Raw genomic sequence first — 16,599 nt, 5'->3', positions numbered from 1 at the left:
GGCCATCACAATGGTAAGGCCTGCGGCGGGAGCGCTGGCCGCGCCAGGCGCAGGCGGATCTGTTTCTCCGTTTCCAGCAAGGCGAACAGGGCCACGCCAACGCCGATGATCAGCAGGCCGTCGCCGAAGCCCACGGCGCGGGTGCCAAACAGCGCCTGCAACGGCGGCAGATACGTCAGGCTGAGCTGGGCGGCGCTGACGGCGGCCACGGCCGCCCACACGGCCGGGGTGCCGCGCACGGCCTGCCAGGTCAGCGAGGTGCCGTAAATATTCCGGATAAAAAACAGATGGAAGACTTCCATCACCACGAGTGTATTGACGGCCATGGTACGCGCCAGCTCCGGCGGATAGCCGCGCCCGCTGGCGTAGCTATAGATGCCAAACACCCCGGCCAGGATCAGCAGCGCCACCAGGCCAATGTGCCAGCCCAGCAAGGGGCCGATCAGCGCTTCGCTGCGCTGGCGCGGCGCGCGCCGCATGGTGCTGGCCTCGGTAGGCTCGAACGCGAGGGCAAAGCCCAGGGTGGAGGCAGTGACGAGGTTGACCCACAGGATCTGGATGGGTGTAATCGGCAAAGCCATGCCGAACAGGAGCGCGGCGACGATGGTGGCCGCTTCGCCGGCGTTGGTGGGCAGGGTCCAGCTGATGACCTTCTTGATATTGTCGTACACCGTACGGCCCTGGCGCACCGCTTCCACGATCGACGCGAAATTGTCGTCCGCCAGCACCATCCTGGCCGCTTCCTTGGCCGCCTCGCTGCCCTTGCGGCCCATGGCGATGCCGACATCGGCCCGCTTGAGGGCGGGGGCATCGTTGACCCCGTCGCCCGTCATGGCCACCGTCATGCCCTGGGCCTGCAGGGCCATGACCAGGCGCAGCTTGTGTTCGGGGCTGGTGCGGGCGAACACATCGCAGTCGCGCACGGCACAGCGCAGGGCGGCATCATCCATGGCCTCGAGCGCGGCGCCGGTGAGCACCTTCTGGTGCACCAGCCCCACCTGGTGCGCGATGGCGGCCGCCGTGCGCGCATGGTCGCCGGTAATCATCTTGACGCCAATGCCGGCCCCGCGGCATTCGGCAATGGCGGCAATGGCTTCGGCGCGCGGCGGATCGATCATGCCGGCCATGCCCAGCAGCGTGAGCGAGCCGGCCAGGTCGCTGTGTTCGAGCACCGTTCGCCCATCGTCGATGTTGAGCATGGCAAAGGCCAGCAGGCGCTGGCCACAGTCGGCCAGCTCTTCTGCCCGGCGCTCCCACGCTGAGCGATCGAGGGCGGCCTGGCCGCCATCGCCGCTGCGCTGGTCACGGCACATGAGCAGCAGCTGTTCCGGCGCTCCCTTGACGTACACCACCGCGTGGTGCTCATGGTCGTGGTGCAGGGTCGCCATGAAGCGGTGGCGCGCATCGAAGGCAATGGCGTCGCTGCGGCTCCAGGCGCGGCGCGCGGTGGCGGCGTCGATCCCGAGTTTGCCGGCCAGGGCCAGCAGCGCCCCTTCCATCGGATCGCCCTCCACCGTCCAGCACCCCTCGCGCAGCTGCAGCTCGGCATCATTGCACAGGGCCGCTGCCAGGGCCAGCTCGTCGAGCACCGCATGTTCGCCGCGGGCGACCACGGCCCGGTCCAGCCGCACCACCCCTTGCGGTCCGTAACCGTCCCCGTCGAGCGTGAAGGCATGGGCGGCGGTCAGCACTGACGCCACCACCATCTCGTTGCGCGTCAGGGTGCCGGTCTTGTCGGTGCAGATCACCGATACCGAGCCGATCGTTTCAATGGCAGGCAGGCGCCGCACAATGGCATTGCGGCGCGCCATGGCTTGCACGCCAATGGCCAGGGTCACGGTCAGCACGGCCGGCAGCGCCTCCGGAATGGCCGCCACCGACAGTCCCACCACGGCCATGAAGATGGTGCCGAAGGGCTGGTGGCCCACGAAATAGCCGTACGCCAGCAGCAAGACGGCAATGAGCAGGATCAGTACCGTCAGCCAGCGCGACAGCACTGCCATCTGCTCCACCAGCGGGGTGCTGGTCGCCTCGACCGTGACCATCATGGCGCTGATCTGCCCGAAGCGGGTGGCGCTGCCCGTGGCAACCACCACGCCGTGGCCCTGGCCGGTGGCGACAATGGTGCCGGAAAACAGCATGCAGCTCTGGTCGCCCAGGGCGGCGCCGGCCGCCACCGCGGCCACCTGCTTGCCAACCGTCGCCGATTCGCCCGTCAGCACCGCTTCCTGGGCCGATACCGCGTGCGCCGACAGCAGGCGCACATCGGCCGGCACCTTGTCGCCAGCTTCGAGCAGCACGATGTCACCGGGCACCAGCGCCGCGCCCGGCACGGTCATGCGGCGCCCATCGCGCAAGACCGTGGCCGTGGGCGCGAGCATGCGCCGGATCGCCTCCATGGCCTTTTCCGTCTTGCCTTCCTGGATGAAGCCGATCAGGGCGTTGACCAGCACCACGGCCAGGATCACGCCACTGTCGAGAAAATGGCCCAGCAGCGCGGTAATCAGGACGCAGGCCAGCAAGACGTAGATGAGGGCATTGTGGAACTGGCGCAGGAAGGCGGCCAGCGGGTGTGGCCGCGGCGGCGGCGGCAGGCAGTTGTCGCCATGGATGCGCGCCCGTGCCGCCACCTCGTCCGATGTGAGGCCTGCCGCCGTGGCCCCCAGCTGCGCCAAAGCCTGATCAGCCGCCAGCGCGTGCCACGCTGGCGCGGCCGGCGGCGCCATGGCGGGAGGGGCCGTCATGCGTTGGCGCGCCCCGGCACGCCGGCCCAGCGCCAGTCGATGATCTCGGGCAGGTCAATGCCGTGCTCTTCGATGTAGCGCCGGTGCGCCGCCAGCCTGGCGGCGACGAAGGCGTGCGCCTGTTCTCGCATGCCGGCCAGGGCCGGTACCCGCTGCACCACCGCATTGAACAGGCTGAAGCGGTCAAGCTGATTGAGCACCACCATGTCGAAGGGGGTGGTGGTGGTGCCCTCCTCGCGAAATCCATGCACATGCAGATTGTCGTGATTGGTGCGGCGGTAAGTCAGGCGGTGGATCAGGGTCGGGTAGCCATGGTAGGCAAACACCACCGGCCGGGAAGCGGTAAACAAGGCATCGAAGGCGGGATCGGACAGGCCATGCGGATGGGCGTGCGGCGGCTGCAGGGCCATCAGGTCGACGACATTGATAAAGCGCAGCCTGAGCGCGGGCGCATACTGGTACAGCAGCTGGGCCGCCGCCAGCGCCTCGAGCGTGGGCACGTCGCCGGCGCAGGCCAGCACGGCATCGACATCGTCGTCATTGTCGCCGGCGCTGCTGGCCCAGTCCCATACGCCCAGGCCGCGCCGGCAATGCGCCGCAGCCTGCGCCATGTCCAGCCACTGCTCGGCCGGCTGCTTGCCGGCCACGATGACATTGACCAGGTTGCGGCTGCGCAGGCAGCGATCCGTCACCGCCAGCAGGGTATTGGCGTCGGGCGGCAGGTAGACGCGCACGATGTCGGCCTTCTTGTTGAGCACATGGTCGATGAAGCCGGGATCCTGGTGGCTCGATCCATTGTGGTCCTGGCGCCACACGTGCGAGGACAGCAGGTAGTTGAGCGAGGCAATCGGTGCGCGCCAGGCAATCTGGCGCGCCGACTTGAGCCACTTGGCATGCTGGTTGAACATGGAGTCGACAATATGGATAAAGGCTTCGTAGCACGAGAACATGCCATGCCGCCCACTGAGCAGGTAGCCTTCGAGCCAGCCCTGGCACTGGTGTTCGCTCAGCATTTCCATGACACGCCCGTCCGGCGCCACGTGCTCGTCGCCGTCGTCAATGAGCGCCACCGAGCAGCGGTCGGTCACCTCGAGCACGGCATCCCAGCGGTTGGAGGTGGTTTCATCGGGACTGAACAGGCGGAAGTTGTGCATATTGGCGCGCATGACGTCGCGCAGGTACTGGCCCTGCACCCGGGTCGATTCGGCCCGCACGGCGCCCGGGGCCGGTAAGGCCAGGGCAAAGGCGGCGGGATCGGGCAGCACCAGCTCGCGCAGCACGGCGCCGCCATTGGCGCTGGGATTGGCGCTCATGCGATGCTCGCCGCGCGGCGCCAGCGCCTGCAGCTGCGGGCGCAGGCGCCCGGCCCCATCGAACAGCTCGTCGGGACAATAGCTGCGCAGCCAGTGTTCGAGCAGGGCAAGGTGGTCTTCGCGCGCGAGATTGGCCAGCGGCACCTGGTGCGCGCGCCAGCTGCCTTCCACCACCTTGCCGTCCACTTCGGCCGGGCCGGTCCAGCCCTTGGGTGTCTTGAGCACGATCATGGGCCAGCGCGGGCGGCTGGAAAAACCGTGGCTGCGCGCCTCGCGCCAGATGGCGCCAATGCGCGCCAGCGCCCGGTCGAGCGTGTCCGCCATCAGGCGGTGCATGGCTTGCGGGTCGTCACCTTCGACGAACAGCGGCTCGTAGCCGTAGCCGGTCATGAGCGCGGCCAGCTCGGCGCGCGGCAGGCGCGCCAGTACTGTGGGTCCGGCAATCTTGTAGCCGTTCAAGTGCAAGATGGGCAGCACGGCGCCGTCATGCACGGGATTGAGAAACTTGTTGGAATGCCAGCTGGTCGCCAGGGGCCCGGTTTCGGCTTCACCATCGCCCACCACGCACGCCACCACCAGGTCCGGATTGTCAAACGCGGCGCCAAAGGCATGCGCCAGCGAATAGCCAAGCTCGCCACCTTCATGGATGGAACCCGGTGTTTCCGGTGCCACATGGCTGGGGATGCCGCCGGGAAAGGAAAACTGGCGGAACAGCCGGCGCAGACCGTCCTCATCCTGGCCGATGTCCGGATACACCTCGCTGTAGGTGCCGTCGAGATAGGCGCCGGCCACCATGCCCGGCCCGCCGTGGCCCGGCCCGGCCACGTACAGCACCGACACGCCGTGGGCCAGGATGGCGCGGTTCAGGTGGGCATAGATGAAAGTGAGGCCCGGCGTGGTGCCCCAGTGCCCCAGCAGGCGCGGCTTGATGTCGGCCAGCGTCAGTGGCCGGCGCAGCAGCGGGTTGTCGAGCAGGTAGATCTGGCCCACCGACAGGTAATTGGCAGCGCGCCACCAGGCGTGCAGCGCGGCCAGCTCGTGGGCGCCGGCGGGCGATGGCTCACGCATGTGATGGCTCCCCTTGCGCCGCTGGCAGGCCCAGCCACGCGTGTGCCTGTTCGGCGATGATGGCTTCTTCGTTGCTTTCCATGACCCACACGGCCACGGCGCTGGTGGCCGCCGACACCAGCTCGCCGCCGGGCTGCCCTGGCGCCGCCAGGGTCACGCCCAAGCTGCCCAGGCCGGCGCAGATGCGCTCGCGCACGGGGCCGGCGTGGGCGCCGATGCCGCCGGAAAAAATCAGGGTATCGATGCCATCCATGGCCCCGGCCATGGCCCAGATCGCCTTGCGCACCTGGTAGCAGAACATGTCCACCGCCTCGTCCGCGCGGCTGTCGCTCTCTTGCAGCGCGAGCAGCGTACGCAGGTTGCCGCTGGTGCCGGAAATGCCGAGCAGGCCGGACTCCTGGTTGACCATGCGCTGGAACCCGGCCACGGTCATCTGCTCGCGCCTGGACAGGTACCAGCCCAGGCCCGGGTCGAGGTCGCCGGAACGGGTGCCGCTCATGATGCCCCCGGCGGGCGTGAGGCCCATGGTGGTATCGCAGCTGCGCCCGTCTTGCACCGCCGTGACGCTGGCGCCGCCGCCCAGGTGGGCGATCACGGTCTTGCCGCTGGCCGCCTGCGGCCCAGCCACGCGCGCCAGTTCGCGCATCAGCCAGGCGCACGAGAGGCCATGGAAGCCGTAGCGGCGCACTCCGCGCGCATGGTAGTGGCGCGGGATCGGCAGCATGGCCGCGCGCAGCGGCATGGTGGCATGAAAGCTGCTGTCGAAGCAGGCCAGGTGCGCCGCCGCCGGAAAGTCGCGCCGGAGCATTTCAATCAGGTGCAGTTCCTGCGGCAGGTGCTCGGGCTGGCACGAGGCGCCCTGGTACAGCTCTGCCAGCAGCGCGCTGTCGATGGCGCGCACGGCGCAGCAGGCCGGGCCGCCGTAGACGACGCGGTAGGCAATTGCCTGCAGCGCCGGCGGCGCCAGGTGGTCGAGCAGCCAGTCGCGCAGTACCTGGGCGGCCGTGACGGATTCGGGAATGGGAAAGCGGCGGCTGCAGGACAAGCCCGGCGGGCCTTCCACCGCCAGCGTGCTGGCGCTGCCGCCAATGTCGGTAATGGCGCCGCGCCACAGTGGCCGCGCCCCCTGCGGCGCCGCGTACAGGGCAAACTTGATGCTCGAGGACCCGGCATTGATGACCAGGAGCTGATGGGATTGAAGCATGGGCATGGCTGTCCTTTGCTGGGCAAGCGCGCGGCGCAGGGTCCGCTCATGGGCCATGATAGGACTGCGCGCGGGCGCTGATCCTTGATCCACATCAAAATCGCGCCCCAGCGCGGCGGCGGAAAAGGGACGGCCGTAAATCTTGGCGCGCACGGCGGCAAACGATTGCAAGGGTGCAGGATGGGCCACCAGTACGGCAGCGCCCGGCTCGCCTTCCAGCGCGTGCCAGGCCGCCTCGGACAAACCGATCTCATGCTCCTCCAGGAGCGGCGCGGCCACCACATTGACGGTGGCGACAACCTGGCGCCTACCGCGGTTCAGGGCAATGCGGGCGCGGGCGCCAAAGCCTTCCGAGCGGCACACTTCGCTGTCGGCGCGCAGATAGGCCACCGGTTCCCGGCAAGTATCAATGCCCAGGCGCCGCATGCGCAGCGTGGCCGGCCCACTGCACCTCGTCGAGACAGTCCGATACCTCGCATGCCCAGCCGGGCTCTGCGGCGATACGGCGCCGCAGCGCCGCGGCCGCGGCCGGCGCGCCAAGGGTGATGAAGGTGCGCCCCTGCGCGCGTTGGAAGTGCGCCTGCGCCAACAGGCACTTCGATCCTGTCACGGTGCCCGTCGCGCCAAGAAACTGCAGTTTGATCGCAGGCCTTCTGCACAGTGTGTATCGGCAATATCAATGAACCGGCGCAAATCAAAACGGCGAAGAATAGGCAGTGCTAGCGACTTGATGATGGACCATTGGCCGCCACCTCGCCCGGGTCAATGGTGCCGCACCTTGGCCGCGGCGCCCACCGTCACCTTGCGTGCCACCGTACTGCGGCGCCCGCCGCTGTCGGTGACGGTCAGGGTCACCCAGTAGGTACCGGCCCGGCACCAGACATGGACGCCGGTTACCCGGCCGCTGCCGTTCGCTTGCGTGATCGTGCCCGGTCCGGACCTGCAGCCGCCGCCCCAGTACCAGGTAGCGCGGTGGTGCTCGCTGGTATTGTGGTCGGTGAAGCTGGCGGCGAAAGTCACCGCGCGGCCAGGCCGCACCGGCTCGCTGCTGGTGATCGGGCCGATGACTGGGGCGCTGGTGCCGACCAGACCGGGCTTGAGCAGCACCAGGCCGGCGTTGGAATTGGCGACAATGGCGCCCAGGTTGGAGATGGCCAGCGCGCCGTACAGTTCGAGGCCGGCGGGGGCGCGCACCAGGTGCCGGTTCAGGTCCAGCATGCCAGCGGCCGGGCTCCAGACAAAGGCGTGCTCCTGCTCGATGTCGTTGCGGTAGAGCGACTGCCCCACCACGATGCCGTTGTCGTTGACGGCCTGGGCCGTCGAAAAGCCGCCCCCCAGCGTGCCCAGGTCGCGCATGCCGCCGGACCTGGTCCAGGACATGGCGTGAATGGCGCCGCCGCCGGGATCGCCCGTGAACGAGAACCCCACTACCTGGCCGCCGGCGTTCATTGCCGCCACCTCGGTCTGGGCGCCACCGAGGGTGCCGATATCCAGCAGGCCCGTGTCGCGGTTCCAGACAAAGGCACGCCGGCCGGTCGTCTGAGACAGGGCCATTGCACCGGCCACCTGGCCCTGGTCGTTGACCAGCGTGGCCTCGGCATCGGGCCCGATGGCCTGCATGCCGGTGGCGCTGGTCCAGGCAAAGGCGGTGCTGTCGGAGTAACCCACCACCATGCCGCTGTCGTTGACGGCCAGACCGGTGGAGGTGGCGGCACCGGGCAGCACGCCCAGGTCGCGCATGCCGCCGGCGGCGCGCCAGCCGAATGCGTGGCGCGTGAACTGGTCACCGGCTTGGGTAGTGGAGTAACCCGCCACCAGGCCGTATTCGTTGATGTCGCTGCCGTAGGAGGAGCTACCCCCGATCACCCCCAGGTCGCGCATGCCGGCCGTTTCGCTCCACAGGAAGGCGCGGGAAAATTCGGCACCGGCATACGAAGCCGAGCCCGTCACCTGGCCGGCGTCATTGAGTGAGGAGGCGAATGCGTAGGGTCCGCCCAGGGTCCCGATATCGCGTACCGTCTGGCCATTGAAAAAATAGGAGCGATAGCCGGCTGCATTTTCGAGCGACATCACCACCTGGTCCTTGTTATTAATATCGGTCAAGCCGGCGTACAGACCGGGCCCGAGGTTGATGATGGCATACCTTGGCGCGCCGGCCGCATGCATGGCTTGCACGGCGGAGCCGGCAACAACGGCGGCCACTGCTGGCCGGGGCTGGTGCGAGGCGGCAAAACCGATGTCGGTGACCGCGGTGCCATCAGGCCAGCCAGGAACGCTGGCAGGGGCCGCTGCCGCCGCAAGCGGCGCCTTTCCCGCCGGGCCGTCAGCGGCGGGCACACCGGACCCGCCGCCGCAGGCGGCGAGCATGCAGCCCATGCAGGCGAGCACGCTGCGCCCGGTCAAGGCTTGGCGCGCGCGCTTTTTATTGTTGGTATTCATTTTTGCTCCTTCATCCGATGTGCAAAAGTGGAACCGGCGAAAAGCCGGCCCTACCAGCACACTCTAGGAGCACGCTGCCTACCCTGTTCAGTGCGGCATCAACGTCGATGGGTGCTACGCTGCGCTCCAGGTCAGGAAAGGAGAGCTCGCTGCAGCATTTGCGCATGCCGCGACCCAGAGAAGAATTGAGGGCGCGCAAAATGCTGCACGATCCGGGCCCGTGTGGGGAACATGGGTGCGCCACCAGTCCAAGGGGTAACTTCAACCTTATATAGAAGGGGTCGCATCATCGCCAGTCGACAGTTTGATCTATCCCGCCGGGTAGCGGTGCGCGGCCCGGCTGGAGGCGCTTTGTAAGCAGATATGGCCTGGCCGGTGGACGGCCGCCATAAGCAGGCAGCCGCCTTTTCCGTGCTGTGGCACCTACTGCACGGGCAGTTGCCTCGCACCGCTACCGGCCTTCTTGGGCAGGGTGAGTTCGAGCACGCCGTCGGTGCAGGTGGCACTGGCCTTCTCCTCGTCAACAAGCTGCGGCAAAGTAAAACTACGGTACTGGCTGCCCTGGTAGCGCTCGCGGCACACCACATTGCCTTCCTTGCGCTCCTGGTCGGTACTGCGCTCGCCGCTGATGGACACCTGGTCGCCATTGATGGCAACCTTAATGTCCTCCTTCTTAAAACCGGGCATCTCTGCCTTGACCAGATAAGCTTCGTCGGTTTCGTTGACATCAATGCGTAGCTGGTCCATGCCGGACATGCGACCGGGACGCATGAAATCGAAAAGGTCGAACATGCTGCCAAGACCCCGCATTGGGTCAAAGTGTGAAACATTTCCCTGCGGATCAAACCGCTGTAAGCTGCCTGCCATGATGGGTCTCCTGATGGAAGGTTGCAACAATGGCGCCTGCCGCCCCGCGGCCGGCCCTCTAGCCGACGATCTTAGGCGCGTGACTGTCACCACTTATGCGGTGCATCAATCGCGCGCAGGTGCCGAGCCTCGCCAACGCCCTGACATCGCCGGGACGGCCGACAGGCCAACAAGCGCTGCACGGCGGTCAGCGTCGCAGCGCGGGCAAGCGCCTGGGTGTTGCAGCGCCGCTGCCGCCAGACGGCCCGGTGACACCGAAAAGAATTGCGCGAAATTGCGCAGGCAATCCGGCCGTACGGTACGGGGCGCCGCGTGGCAAAATTCGGTGATTTTGATGCAAATCAAACTTTTTCAATATGGTTGAGGCGTACAGTAGCAGCATTGACCACCCACCAGGAGCGGACCATGTACAAAACCATTCTCGTCCATGTGGACGGCAGTGCCCACGCCCAAAACCGGGTGGAAGTGGCGGCCCGCCTGGCGCTGGCGCAAGAGGCCCACTTGGTGGGCAGCGCCCTGACTGGCCTGGCAGCCTACCACTTGCCGCTTTCCCCCATGGATGCGGGGGCGCCGCCGGTCGTGGTTCCCACTGAAGAGCTGCATGCCCATGCCGACCGCGCGCTCGACCGCTTTGAAGAGTGGGTGCGCGCGCTTGGCCTGGCCTCGTACGAGCGGCGCCGCCTCGATGACGACACTGAAACCGGGCTGTGCCTGCAAGCCCGCTATGCCGACCTGCTGGTCGTTGGTCAGGATGCGCGTGACGTCCCCTACCTCGTCCTGAACAGCGCCCGGCCGGTGCTGGTGCTGCCCCCGGCCGCCACCGGCGAGGTGGGCCGGACGGTGACGGTGGCCTGGAACGGCAGTGCGCAGGCGGTGCGCGCCATCACGTCTGCCATTGCGCTGCTGCGGCGCGCCGTGCGCGTGCACCTGCTGGTGCTGGTCAATGACGATAACGGCGCCACCCACGGCGAGCAGCCCGGTGGCGACATGGCACTGTACCTGGCACGCCACGGCGTCAAGGTCGACCTCGAGGCGCGCCGTGGCACCACCGACAATGGTGCCGAGCTGCTGTCGTACGCCACACGCACCCAGTCCGACCTCATCGTCATGGGCGCCTTTGGGCGCTCCCGGCTGCGCGAATGGGTGCTCGGCGGTGTTACCCGCACGGCGCTCAAACGGGCGCCGGTGGCGCTCTGGATGGCACACTAGCTCCTGGCACCTGTGCCCCCATCTTGCGCGCGGCTGGCGGCCTGCTCCGCTGCGGCCAGCTGGCGGTCCTGACCCGCGCCCATCCCTGCGCACGGGCGCTGCTACGGCTGTCTACCGCCCTCGCGGCTGCCGTGGCCGCGATGAAACAAATGGACCAGCGGACAGACCAGCCCCAGTGCCAGCGGCAGCAAGGCAAACAGGTAAGCTTCGTGCGCGAACCACAGGTAGGCCGCCAGCAGCAGGAAGGCGGCCGCTGCAACCCATTGGCGCACGTCCGGCCAGCCCGCTGGGGCGGCAGAGTCAACATGGTGTCTCATAATCAGCTCCTCATTAGCAGTCGGTGCCAGGCGCACTGACGCATGGCCAGGGCCGCATCGGCGCACAGCGCCAGCCCTTCAGGCAACAGCATACGCCGCTCGTGCGCGCGATGCCACCCGGATCAGATACGCGGCGCGCAGGCGCCCGGGCAGCGGACCGGATCAGGCCTGGCCAGCGATGTCTGCTGCGCTGTCGAGCATTTCCCCCATGGCCGTGGCCGTGAGGGGCCGCGCAAACAGGTAGCCCTGGCCATAGTCGCAGCCGGCCAGGGTCAGCAAATCACATTGTTCCTGTCGTTCGATGCCTTCGGCAATGACCTTGATACCGAGCCTGTGGGCCAGGGCAATGATGGCCTCGCACATGGCCAGGTCGGCGGAGCCGCGGTGGAGATTGGTGACAAAGGTCTGGTCGATCTTGAGGAAGTCGACGCGAAAAGTGCGCAGATATGACAGCGCCGAGTAGCCGGTGCCAAAGTCGTCAATGGCCAGCTGGATGCCGGCGTCGCGCAAGGCTTGCAGCTCCTTGAGCAGGGCCTGGTTTGATTCGAGCAGCAAGCCTTCGGTAATCTCGACGATGGCACAGCCACCGCGCGTGCCCGCCAGGTCCGCCAGCTGGGCGGCGTGGCGCACAAACGCCGCTGCGCTGCCGCCGCGGTGGCGCAGCTGGGCCGGCGACAGGTTGATGCTGACCTGGAACAGGGGATCGCGCTGTTCTCGCCACAGGCGCGCCTGATCGGTGGCACGTTGATACACCCATTCGCCTATGCTGGTGATTATCCCGCTTTGCTCGGCCACGGGAATGAATTGCGCCGGGCTGACCAGGCCGCGCCCTGGATGGCGCCAGCGCAGCAAGGCTTCTGCCTTGTGCAGCGCGCCAGTGGCGAGGGCGATAATGGGCTGGTAGGCGAGCTCCAGTTCCTGCCTGCCCAATGCGCCGCGCAGGTCATTGGTCAAGTGCATGCGGCGCTGCGCTTCAAGCTGCATGCGCTCGGTAAAGTAATGGAACTGGTTGCGCCCATGGTTTTTGGCGGCGTACATGGCCTGGTCCGCATTCTTGATCAGGGTCGCCGCGTCGCGCGCATCGGCCGGATACAGGGTGATACCCACGCTGGCCGACACGTGGAGACGATTGCCGCCGACGTGAAACGGCTGCGCCATGGCATGCACGATGCAGCCAGCGATCCGTTCCACGCTGGCGCGGTCGGCCAGTTCGCCAATGATGACGGTAAATTCGTCGCCGCCGATGCGCGCCACCGTATCGACTTCGCGCACGCACGACACCAGGCGGCCCGCCACCTCCTTGAGCAACTCGTCGCCAACGTGGTGGCCGAGCGTATCGTTGACCTCCTTGAACTGATCCAGGTCGATGAACAGCAGCGCCAGTTGCTGGCGGCTGCGTCCGGCCTTGCCGATCTCGTGTTCGAGCCGGTCACGGAACATGCTGCGATTGGGCAGGCCGGTCAGTACATCGTAATTGGCCTGCAGCCAGATGGTTTCCTTGGCCCGCTTTTGGTCCGTGATGGCGGAAAACATGCAGATGCGCAGCTTACCCCGATCATTTGCATCAAAGATGGTGTCGATCGTCAGCCACAGGTGGCAATCGTCGCCGCTCTTGCTGCGCGTGCGCACCGACCCGGACCAGTGGCCGGTGCGCGACAGTACCGGCTCGGCGTCGGGGCCGATGAAGTGGCCATTGGCCGCACTGACCAGCACATCGGCCGACACTCCCAGCAGCTCCGCCTCGGAAAACCCGGTCAACGCAGTAAACGCCGGATTGATGGCGACCACGAGGCCTGCCATATCGAGCACCATGATGGCCTCGCCAATGGCCTGATAGACCATGTTGGACAGCTGCAGGGCCTTTTCAGTCTTTTTCTGCTCGGTCATATCGGTGGAAATGCCGATCACGCCCATCAGCCTGCCCCGCTCGTCGCGCATGGGGGCGTCGGTGACATGCACCGGCATTTGGCGGCCGCTGCGGTGCCGAACCAGGAACTCGCCGGACCAGCTCTCGCCCTGCTGCAGCCGCTCCATGATTTGGGTCGCCTGGGCCTGCGAGGTGGTGGCCGGCACCACGCTGACGATGTCGCGCCCCAGCACCTCGCTGGCGGCCCATCCGTACTGGCGCTCGGCTGCCTGGTTCCAGAACAGGATGGCGCCCGACAGATCGGTGACGATGACGGCCTGTTCCACCGACGCCAGCATCCGTTCGTGCAGGCGCAGCTGGCGCTCGGCCGCCAACGGTTCGGCCACCGCCTCCTGCACCACGAGCCAGCGCGGCGCACCTGCCAGCATCGCGGGCGCGATGCGCAGCTTGTACCACTGGGTCAGGCCCAAGCGCTCGCACGCATAATGCATCTCGGCGCGCGGGTTCTGGCCACTGAGGACAGACCTGGCCATCGCTGCCACCTGGCCGGCATGGACTGCGCCCTGGCTGCCCGCACGGTCGCATGCTTCCAGATAACTGGTGCCGGGCAGTGACGGGATTGCTGGAGCGCCTTGGCTCACGGGAAACTCGCGCCATGCACGGTTGACCTGCATGATGACACCGGACTCGTCGATGAGTGCCAGCGCGTCACCAAGTACATCGATGGTGGGCTGCGCTGCATCCTGCGCGGATGCAGGCGCCTGATTCAATCCTGGCATGTTGGCTTCGACCCCAAATCAACGCTGCTTATTGTGCGCGCCACCCGGCCGCTTGACAAGCGGTGCATGCGTGGCTGTTGCTGCGGCAAGGACGGGCAGCGAACCGGCCCGGGTGCGGCGCCAGCGTCCCCACAGGCGGGCTTGGGCCACGCATGGCCGGCATTACCTGCATGGGCACAGTGGGATAGAATTGCGCTTCAAAATCAGACGAACCAGGAGCGTACTGCCATGCAGTCCATACCGCCCATGCAGTTCATGCAGTTCATGCAGTCCAGGCGCCGCGCGCGATGAGTGTGCGCGGCACCGGCCCGTCCATGCTCGCGTGCGGCGCGCGCGGGATTGATCTCTGGCTGACCTGGTATGACGACGCCCACTCACCTTCGTTGCAGGCAGCCATGCGGCTGTTGCTCAACGAGGCAGAACGTGCGCAAGAAGTGCGCTTTCACTTTGCCGACGACCGCCTGCGCTACCTGGTCACGCGGGCCATGGTGCGCACGGTGCTGTCACGCTATGCCGCGGTCGCCCCCGCGGCATGGGAGTTCGTTGCCAATGCCTATGGACGGCCGGAATTGGCCGCGCATCATGGCGCCGCCGCCCTGCGCTTTAATATTTCCCATACCCGCGGCCTGATCGTCCTGGCCGTGTCGACCGGGCGCGAGCTGGGCGTGGACGTGGAATACCTGGCCGCCCGCAGCGTCGCGGCCGGCATTGCAGAGCATTTTTTTTCGCCCCGCGAAGTGGCCGCCCTGGCCGCCTTGCCGGCCGCGCAGCAGCAGTCGCGCTTTTTTGAGTACTGGACCTTCAAGGAAGCCTACATCAAGGCCCGCGGCATGGGACTGTCGCTGCCGCTGGACCGGTTCGGTTTTGACCTGTCGCGGCCAGGTGCCGTGCAGCCTTTCTTTGACCAGGGCTGCGACGATGGCGAACCGCAGCGCTGGTGCTTCTGGCAGGCGCAGCCTGCGCCCGGCTATCTGCTGGCCCTGTGCGCCGAGCGCAGCATGGGCGCCGTCCCGGCCATCACCGTGCGCACTGTGCTGCCGCTGGTGAGCGAGGCGCCGGTGGAACTCGCCTGGCTGCGCGCCACCGGCCAGGCGCCCTGCCCGGCCGTCTAGGGCCTGCGGCAAGGACTTACGCGGCAGCCCGGCCGAGGGCGGCCATGCGGGCCAGCCAGCGCTGCGCCTGGTCGGCGCTCAGCTTGCCGGCCAGGCCGACGATGGTATCGCGCACCGGGCCAATGCCCACAAAGCCCAGTATATTGCGCTTCATGGACTTGAGGCTGTGTGCCAGAAAATACCAGCGATAGACAAAACCCGGCATGCCCATGGTGATGATGATGCGCGCCGAACGGCCCGACAATGCCTTCTTGCGCATGGCCATCTGCCCCTCCCCGGCCGCGAATGCAAACCCGGGCCGGGCGATTTGCTCGAGGAAGCCCTTGACCAGGGCAGGCATGTCGCCCAGCCAGAGCGGGAAAAAGAACACCAGGTGCTCGGCCCAGACGATATCGTCCTGGGCCGTGTGCAGGCTGGCAGGCAAGGGGCCATGCTCCCATTCTTCCTGGCTTGTGAGCAGCGGGAAGTCCAGCGCGGCGATGTGGATGCGCCGCACCTGGTGGCCCTGCTGCAGTGCCCCTTCCCGGTAGGCCTGCTCCAGTGCAACGCACAAGTGCTGGTGGGCGGCGTCGGGATGACCCTGGATCAGCAAGATACGTTTATTCATGTCAGCCTTTCGCTGGTGAACGGACTGCGTGCCGGCCACGGCAGGCCAGGCGGCGCTGACAGTGCGCGGCCACAGGCGGCCAGGCACTTGGCCTCAGCCGAGGATGTGATAGCCGGCATCGACATAGAGGGTGTTGCCTGTCATGGCGCGCGCGCCGTCGCCGGCCAGGAAAGCACACAGGGCGCCGACTTCCTCGATGCCCACCAGGCGCCGCAACGGCGCGCGCTGGGCAGCGGCCGCGAGCAGGGCCTCGAAATGGGGGATGCCCGACGCGGCCCGCGTGGCCAAGGGGCCCGGGGAGACCGCATTGACCCGGATCCCGGCCGGGCCGAGTTCGGCTGCCAGATAGCGCACGCAGGCTTCCAGCGCCGCTTTCACCGGCCCCATCACGCCGTAATCGGGCACCACTTCCTCGGCGCCGACATAGCTCATGGTCATGAGGCTGCCGCCATCTTTCATTAACGGTTCAGCCAGGCGCGCCATGCGCGCGAACGAATGGCAGGAAATATCCATGGCGCGGGCAAACCCCTCGCGCGAACAGTCCACCACCCGCCCATGCAAATCGCTCTTGGGCGCGAAGGCAATGGAATGGAGGACGAAATCAAGGCGGCCCCAGCGCTCGCCGATGGCATCGAAGAGCGCCTCGAGCTGGCCCGGCTGTTCCACATCGAGGGCCTGCATGAGGGGCGCGCCGAGCTGGCGTGCCAGCGGCTCCACATGGCCGCGCGCCTTGTCGTTGAGCCAGGTGATGGCCAGCTCTGCGCCGGCGCGATGAAACTGGCGGGCGCAGCCCCACGCAATACTGTGCTCGTTGGCGATGCCGACCACGACGCCGCGTTTGCCCTGCAATGAATCGAGCATGCTTGTCTCCTGTGAAAGCGCCGGCCCCCCGGCGATGCCCTGCCTTGCCACAGCGCCTCGGCAGGCCCGTTTGATCGGCAAGGACAGGTTACGATCATGGGAACGGGGCAGTCCATGATGTACATCAAATGGCAGCCCATCGCCGGGCACACAGGCATGCCAGCTGCCACTGGCGCAAGCGGCGCGCATCGGGTGGTGGCCGCTGAAGGGGC

At 67.1% G+C, this 16,599-nt stretch carries 12 protein-coding genes; 2 read left to right on the top strand and 10 right to left on the bottom strand.

What is annotated here, in order from left to right; genetic code table 11:
* Positions 1 to 5: 5 nt before the first annotated feature.
* From KY495_RS20130 to KY495_RS20105, 6 genes are all read right to left on the bottom strand, one after another.
* Complete coding sequence (locus KY495_RS20130; protein ID WP_229518388.1) at positions 6 to 2,744, bottom strand: HAD-IC family P-type ATPase; 2,739 nt, start codon at positions 2,742 to 2,744, stop codon at positions 6 to 8.
* On the bottom strand, positions 2,741 to 5,125 hold the full coding sequence (locus KY495_RS20125) for a phosphoketolase (RefSeq protein WP_219881097.1): 2,385 nt from the start codon (positions 5,123 to 5,125) through the stop codon (positions 2,741 to 2,743). The genes KY495_RS20130 and KY495_RS20125 overlap by 4 nt, the downstream gene beginning before the upstream one ends.
* Positions 5,118 to 6,755, bottom strand: coding sequence for a hypothetical protein (locus tag KY495_RS20120; protein ID WP_219881096.1), 1,638 nt, complete (start codon positions 6,753 to 6,755; stop codon positions 5,118 to 5,120). Before KY495_RS20120 ends, KY495_RS20125 begins: the two co-directional genes overlap by 8 nt.
* Entirely contained in the window at positions 6,736 to 6,939 is a 204-nt protein-coding gene (locus KY495_RS20115) for a hypothetical protein (RefSeq protein ID WP_219881095.1), read from the bottom strand. The genes KY495_RS20120 and KY495_RS20115 overlap by 20 nt, the downstream gene beginning before the upstream one ends.
* 152 nt (positions 6,940 to 7,091) lie before the next feature.
* On the bottom strand, positions 7,092 to 8,768 hold the full coding sequence (locus KY495_RS20110) for a PKD domain-containing protein (protein ID WP_219881094.1): 1,677 nt from the start codon (positions 8,766 to 8,768) through the stop codon (positions 7,092 to 7,094).
* Between the two features lie 423 nt (positions 8,769 to 9,191).
* Positions 9,192 to 9,635, bottom strand: a complete 444-nt coding sequence (locus KY495_RS20105; protein WP_219881093.1) for an Hsp20/alpha crystallin family protein — start codon at positions 9,633 to 9,635, stop codon at positions 9,192 to 9,194.
* 405 nt (positions 9,636 to 10,040) lie between these two features.
* Here KY495_RS20105 and KY495_RS20100 point away from each other — a divergent pair, with 405 nt between their 5' ends.
* Positions 10,041 to 10,844, top strand: coding sequence for a universal stress protein (locus KY495_RS20100; protein ID WP_219881092.1), 804 nt, complete (start codon positions 10,041 to 10,043; stop codon positions 10,842 to 10,844).
* 101 nt (positions 10,845 to 10,945) lie between these two features.
* Here the strand turns inward: KY495_RS20100 and KY495_RS20095 are convergent, their stop codons facing one another.
* Complete coding sequence (locus tag KY495_RS20095; RefSeq protein WP_219881091.1) at positions 10,946 to 11,161, bottom strand: DUF2933 domain-containing protein; 216 nt, start codon at positions 11,159 to 11,161, stop codon at positions 10,946 to 10,948.
* A 162-nt stretch (positions 11,162 to 11,323) separates the two neighbouring features.
* Positions 11,324 to 13,807 (bottom strand): bifunctional diguanylate cyclase/phosphodiesterase, encoded by a 2,484-nt coding sequence (locus tag KY495_RS20090; protein ID WP_219881090.1) that lies wholly within the window; start codon positions 13,805 to 13,807, stop codon positions 11,324 to 11,326.
* Positions 13,808 to 14,094: 287 nt separating this feature from the next.
* Here KY495_RS20090 and KY495_RS20085 point away from each other — a divergent pair, with 287 nt between their 5' ends.
* Positions 14,095 to 14,919 (top strand): 4'-phosphopantetheinyl transferase superfamily protein, encoded by an 825-nt coding sequence (locus KY495_RS20085; RefSeq protein WP_219881089.1) that lies wholly within the window; start codon positions 14,095 to 14,097, stop codon positions 14,917 to 14,919.
* A 16-nt stretch (positions 14,920 to 14,935) separates the two neighbouring features.
* Here the strand turns inward: KY495_RS20085 and KY495_RS20080 are convergent, their stop codons facing one another.
* Positions 14,936 to 15,526 carry an NAD(P)H-dependent oxidoreductase gene (locus KY495_RS20080; protein ID WP_219881088.1) on the bottom strand — a complete coding sequence of 197 codons (591 nt, stop codon included), beginning with the start codon at positions 15,524 to 15,526 and terminating at the stop codon, positions 14,936 to 14,938.
* Between the two features lie 93 nt (positions 15,527 to 15,619).
* Entirely contained in the window at positions 15,620 to 16,387 is a 768-nt protein-coding gene (gene fabI, locus KY495_RS20075) for an enoyl-ACP reductase FabI (RefSeq protein WP_219881087.1), read from the bottom strand.
* Positions 16,388 to 16,599: the final 212 nt, after the last annotated feature.

Origin of the sequence: Massilia sp. PAMC28688 (assembly GCF_019443445.1) — a bacterium.
Lineage (GTDB): Bacteria > Pseudomonadota > Gammaproteobacteria > Burkholderiales > Burkholderiaceae_D > Telluria_A.
This window is presented reverse-complemented; position numbering and strand designations above follow the sequence as displayed.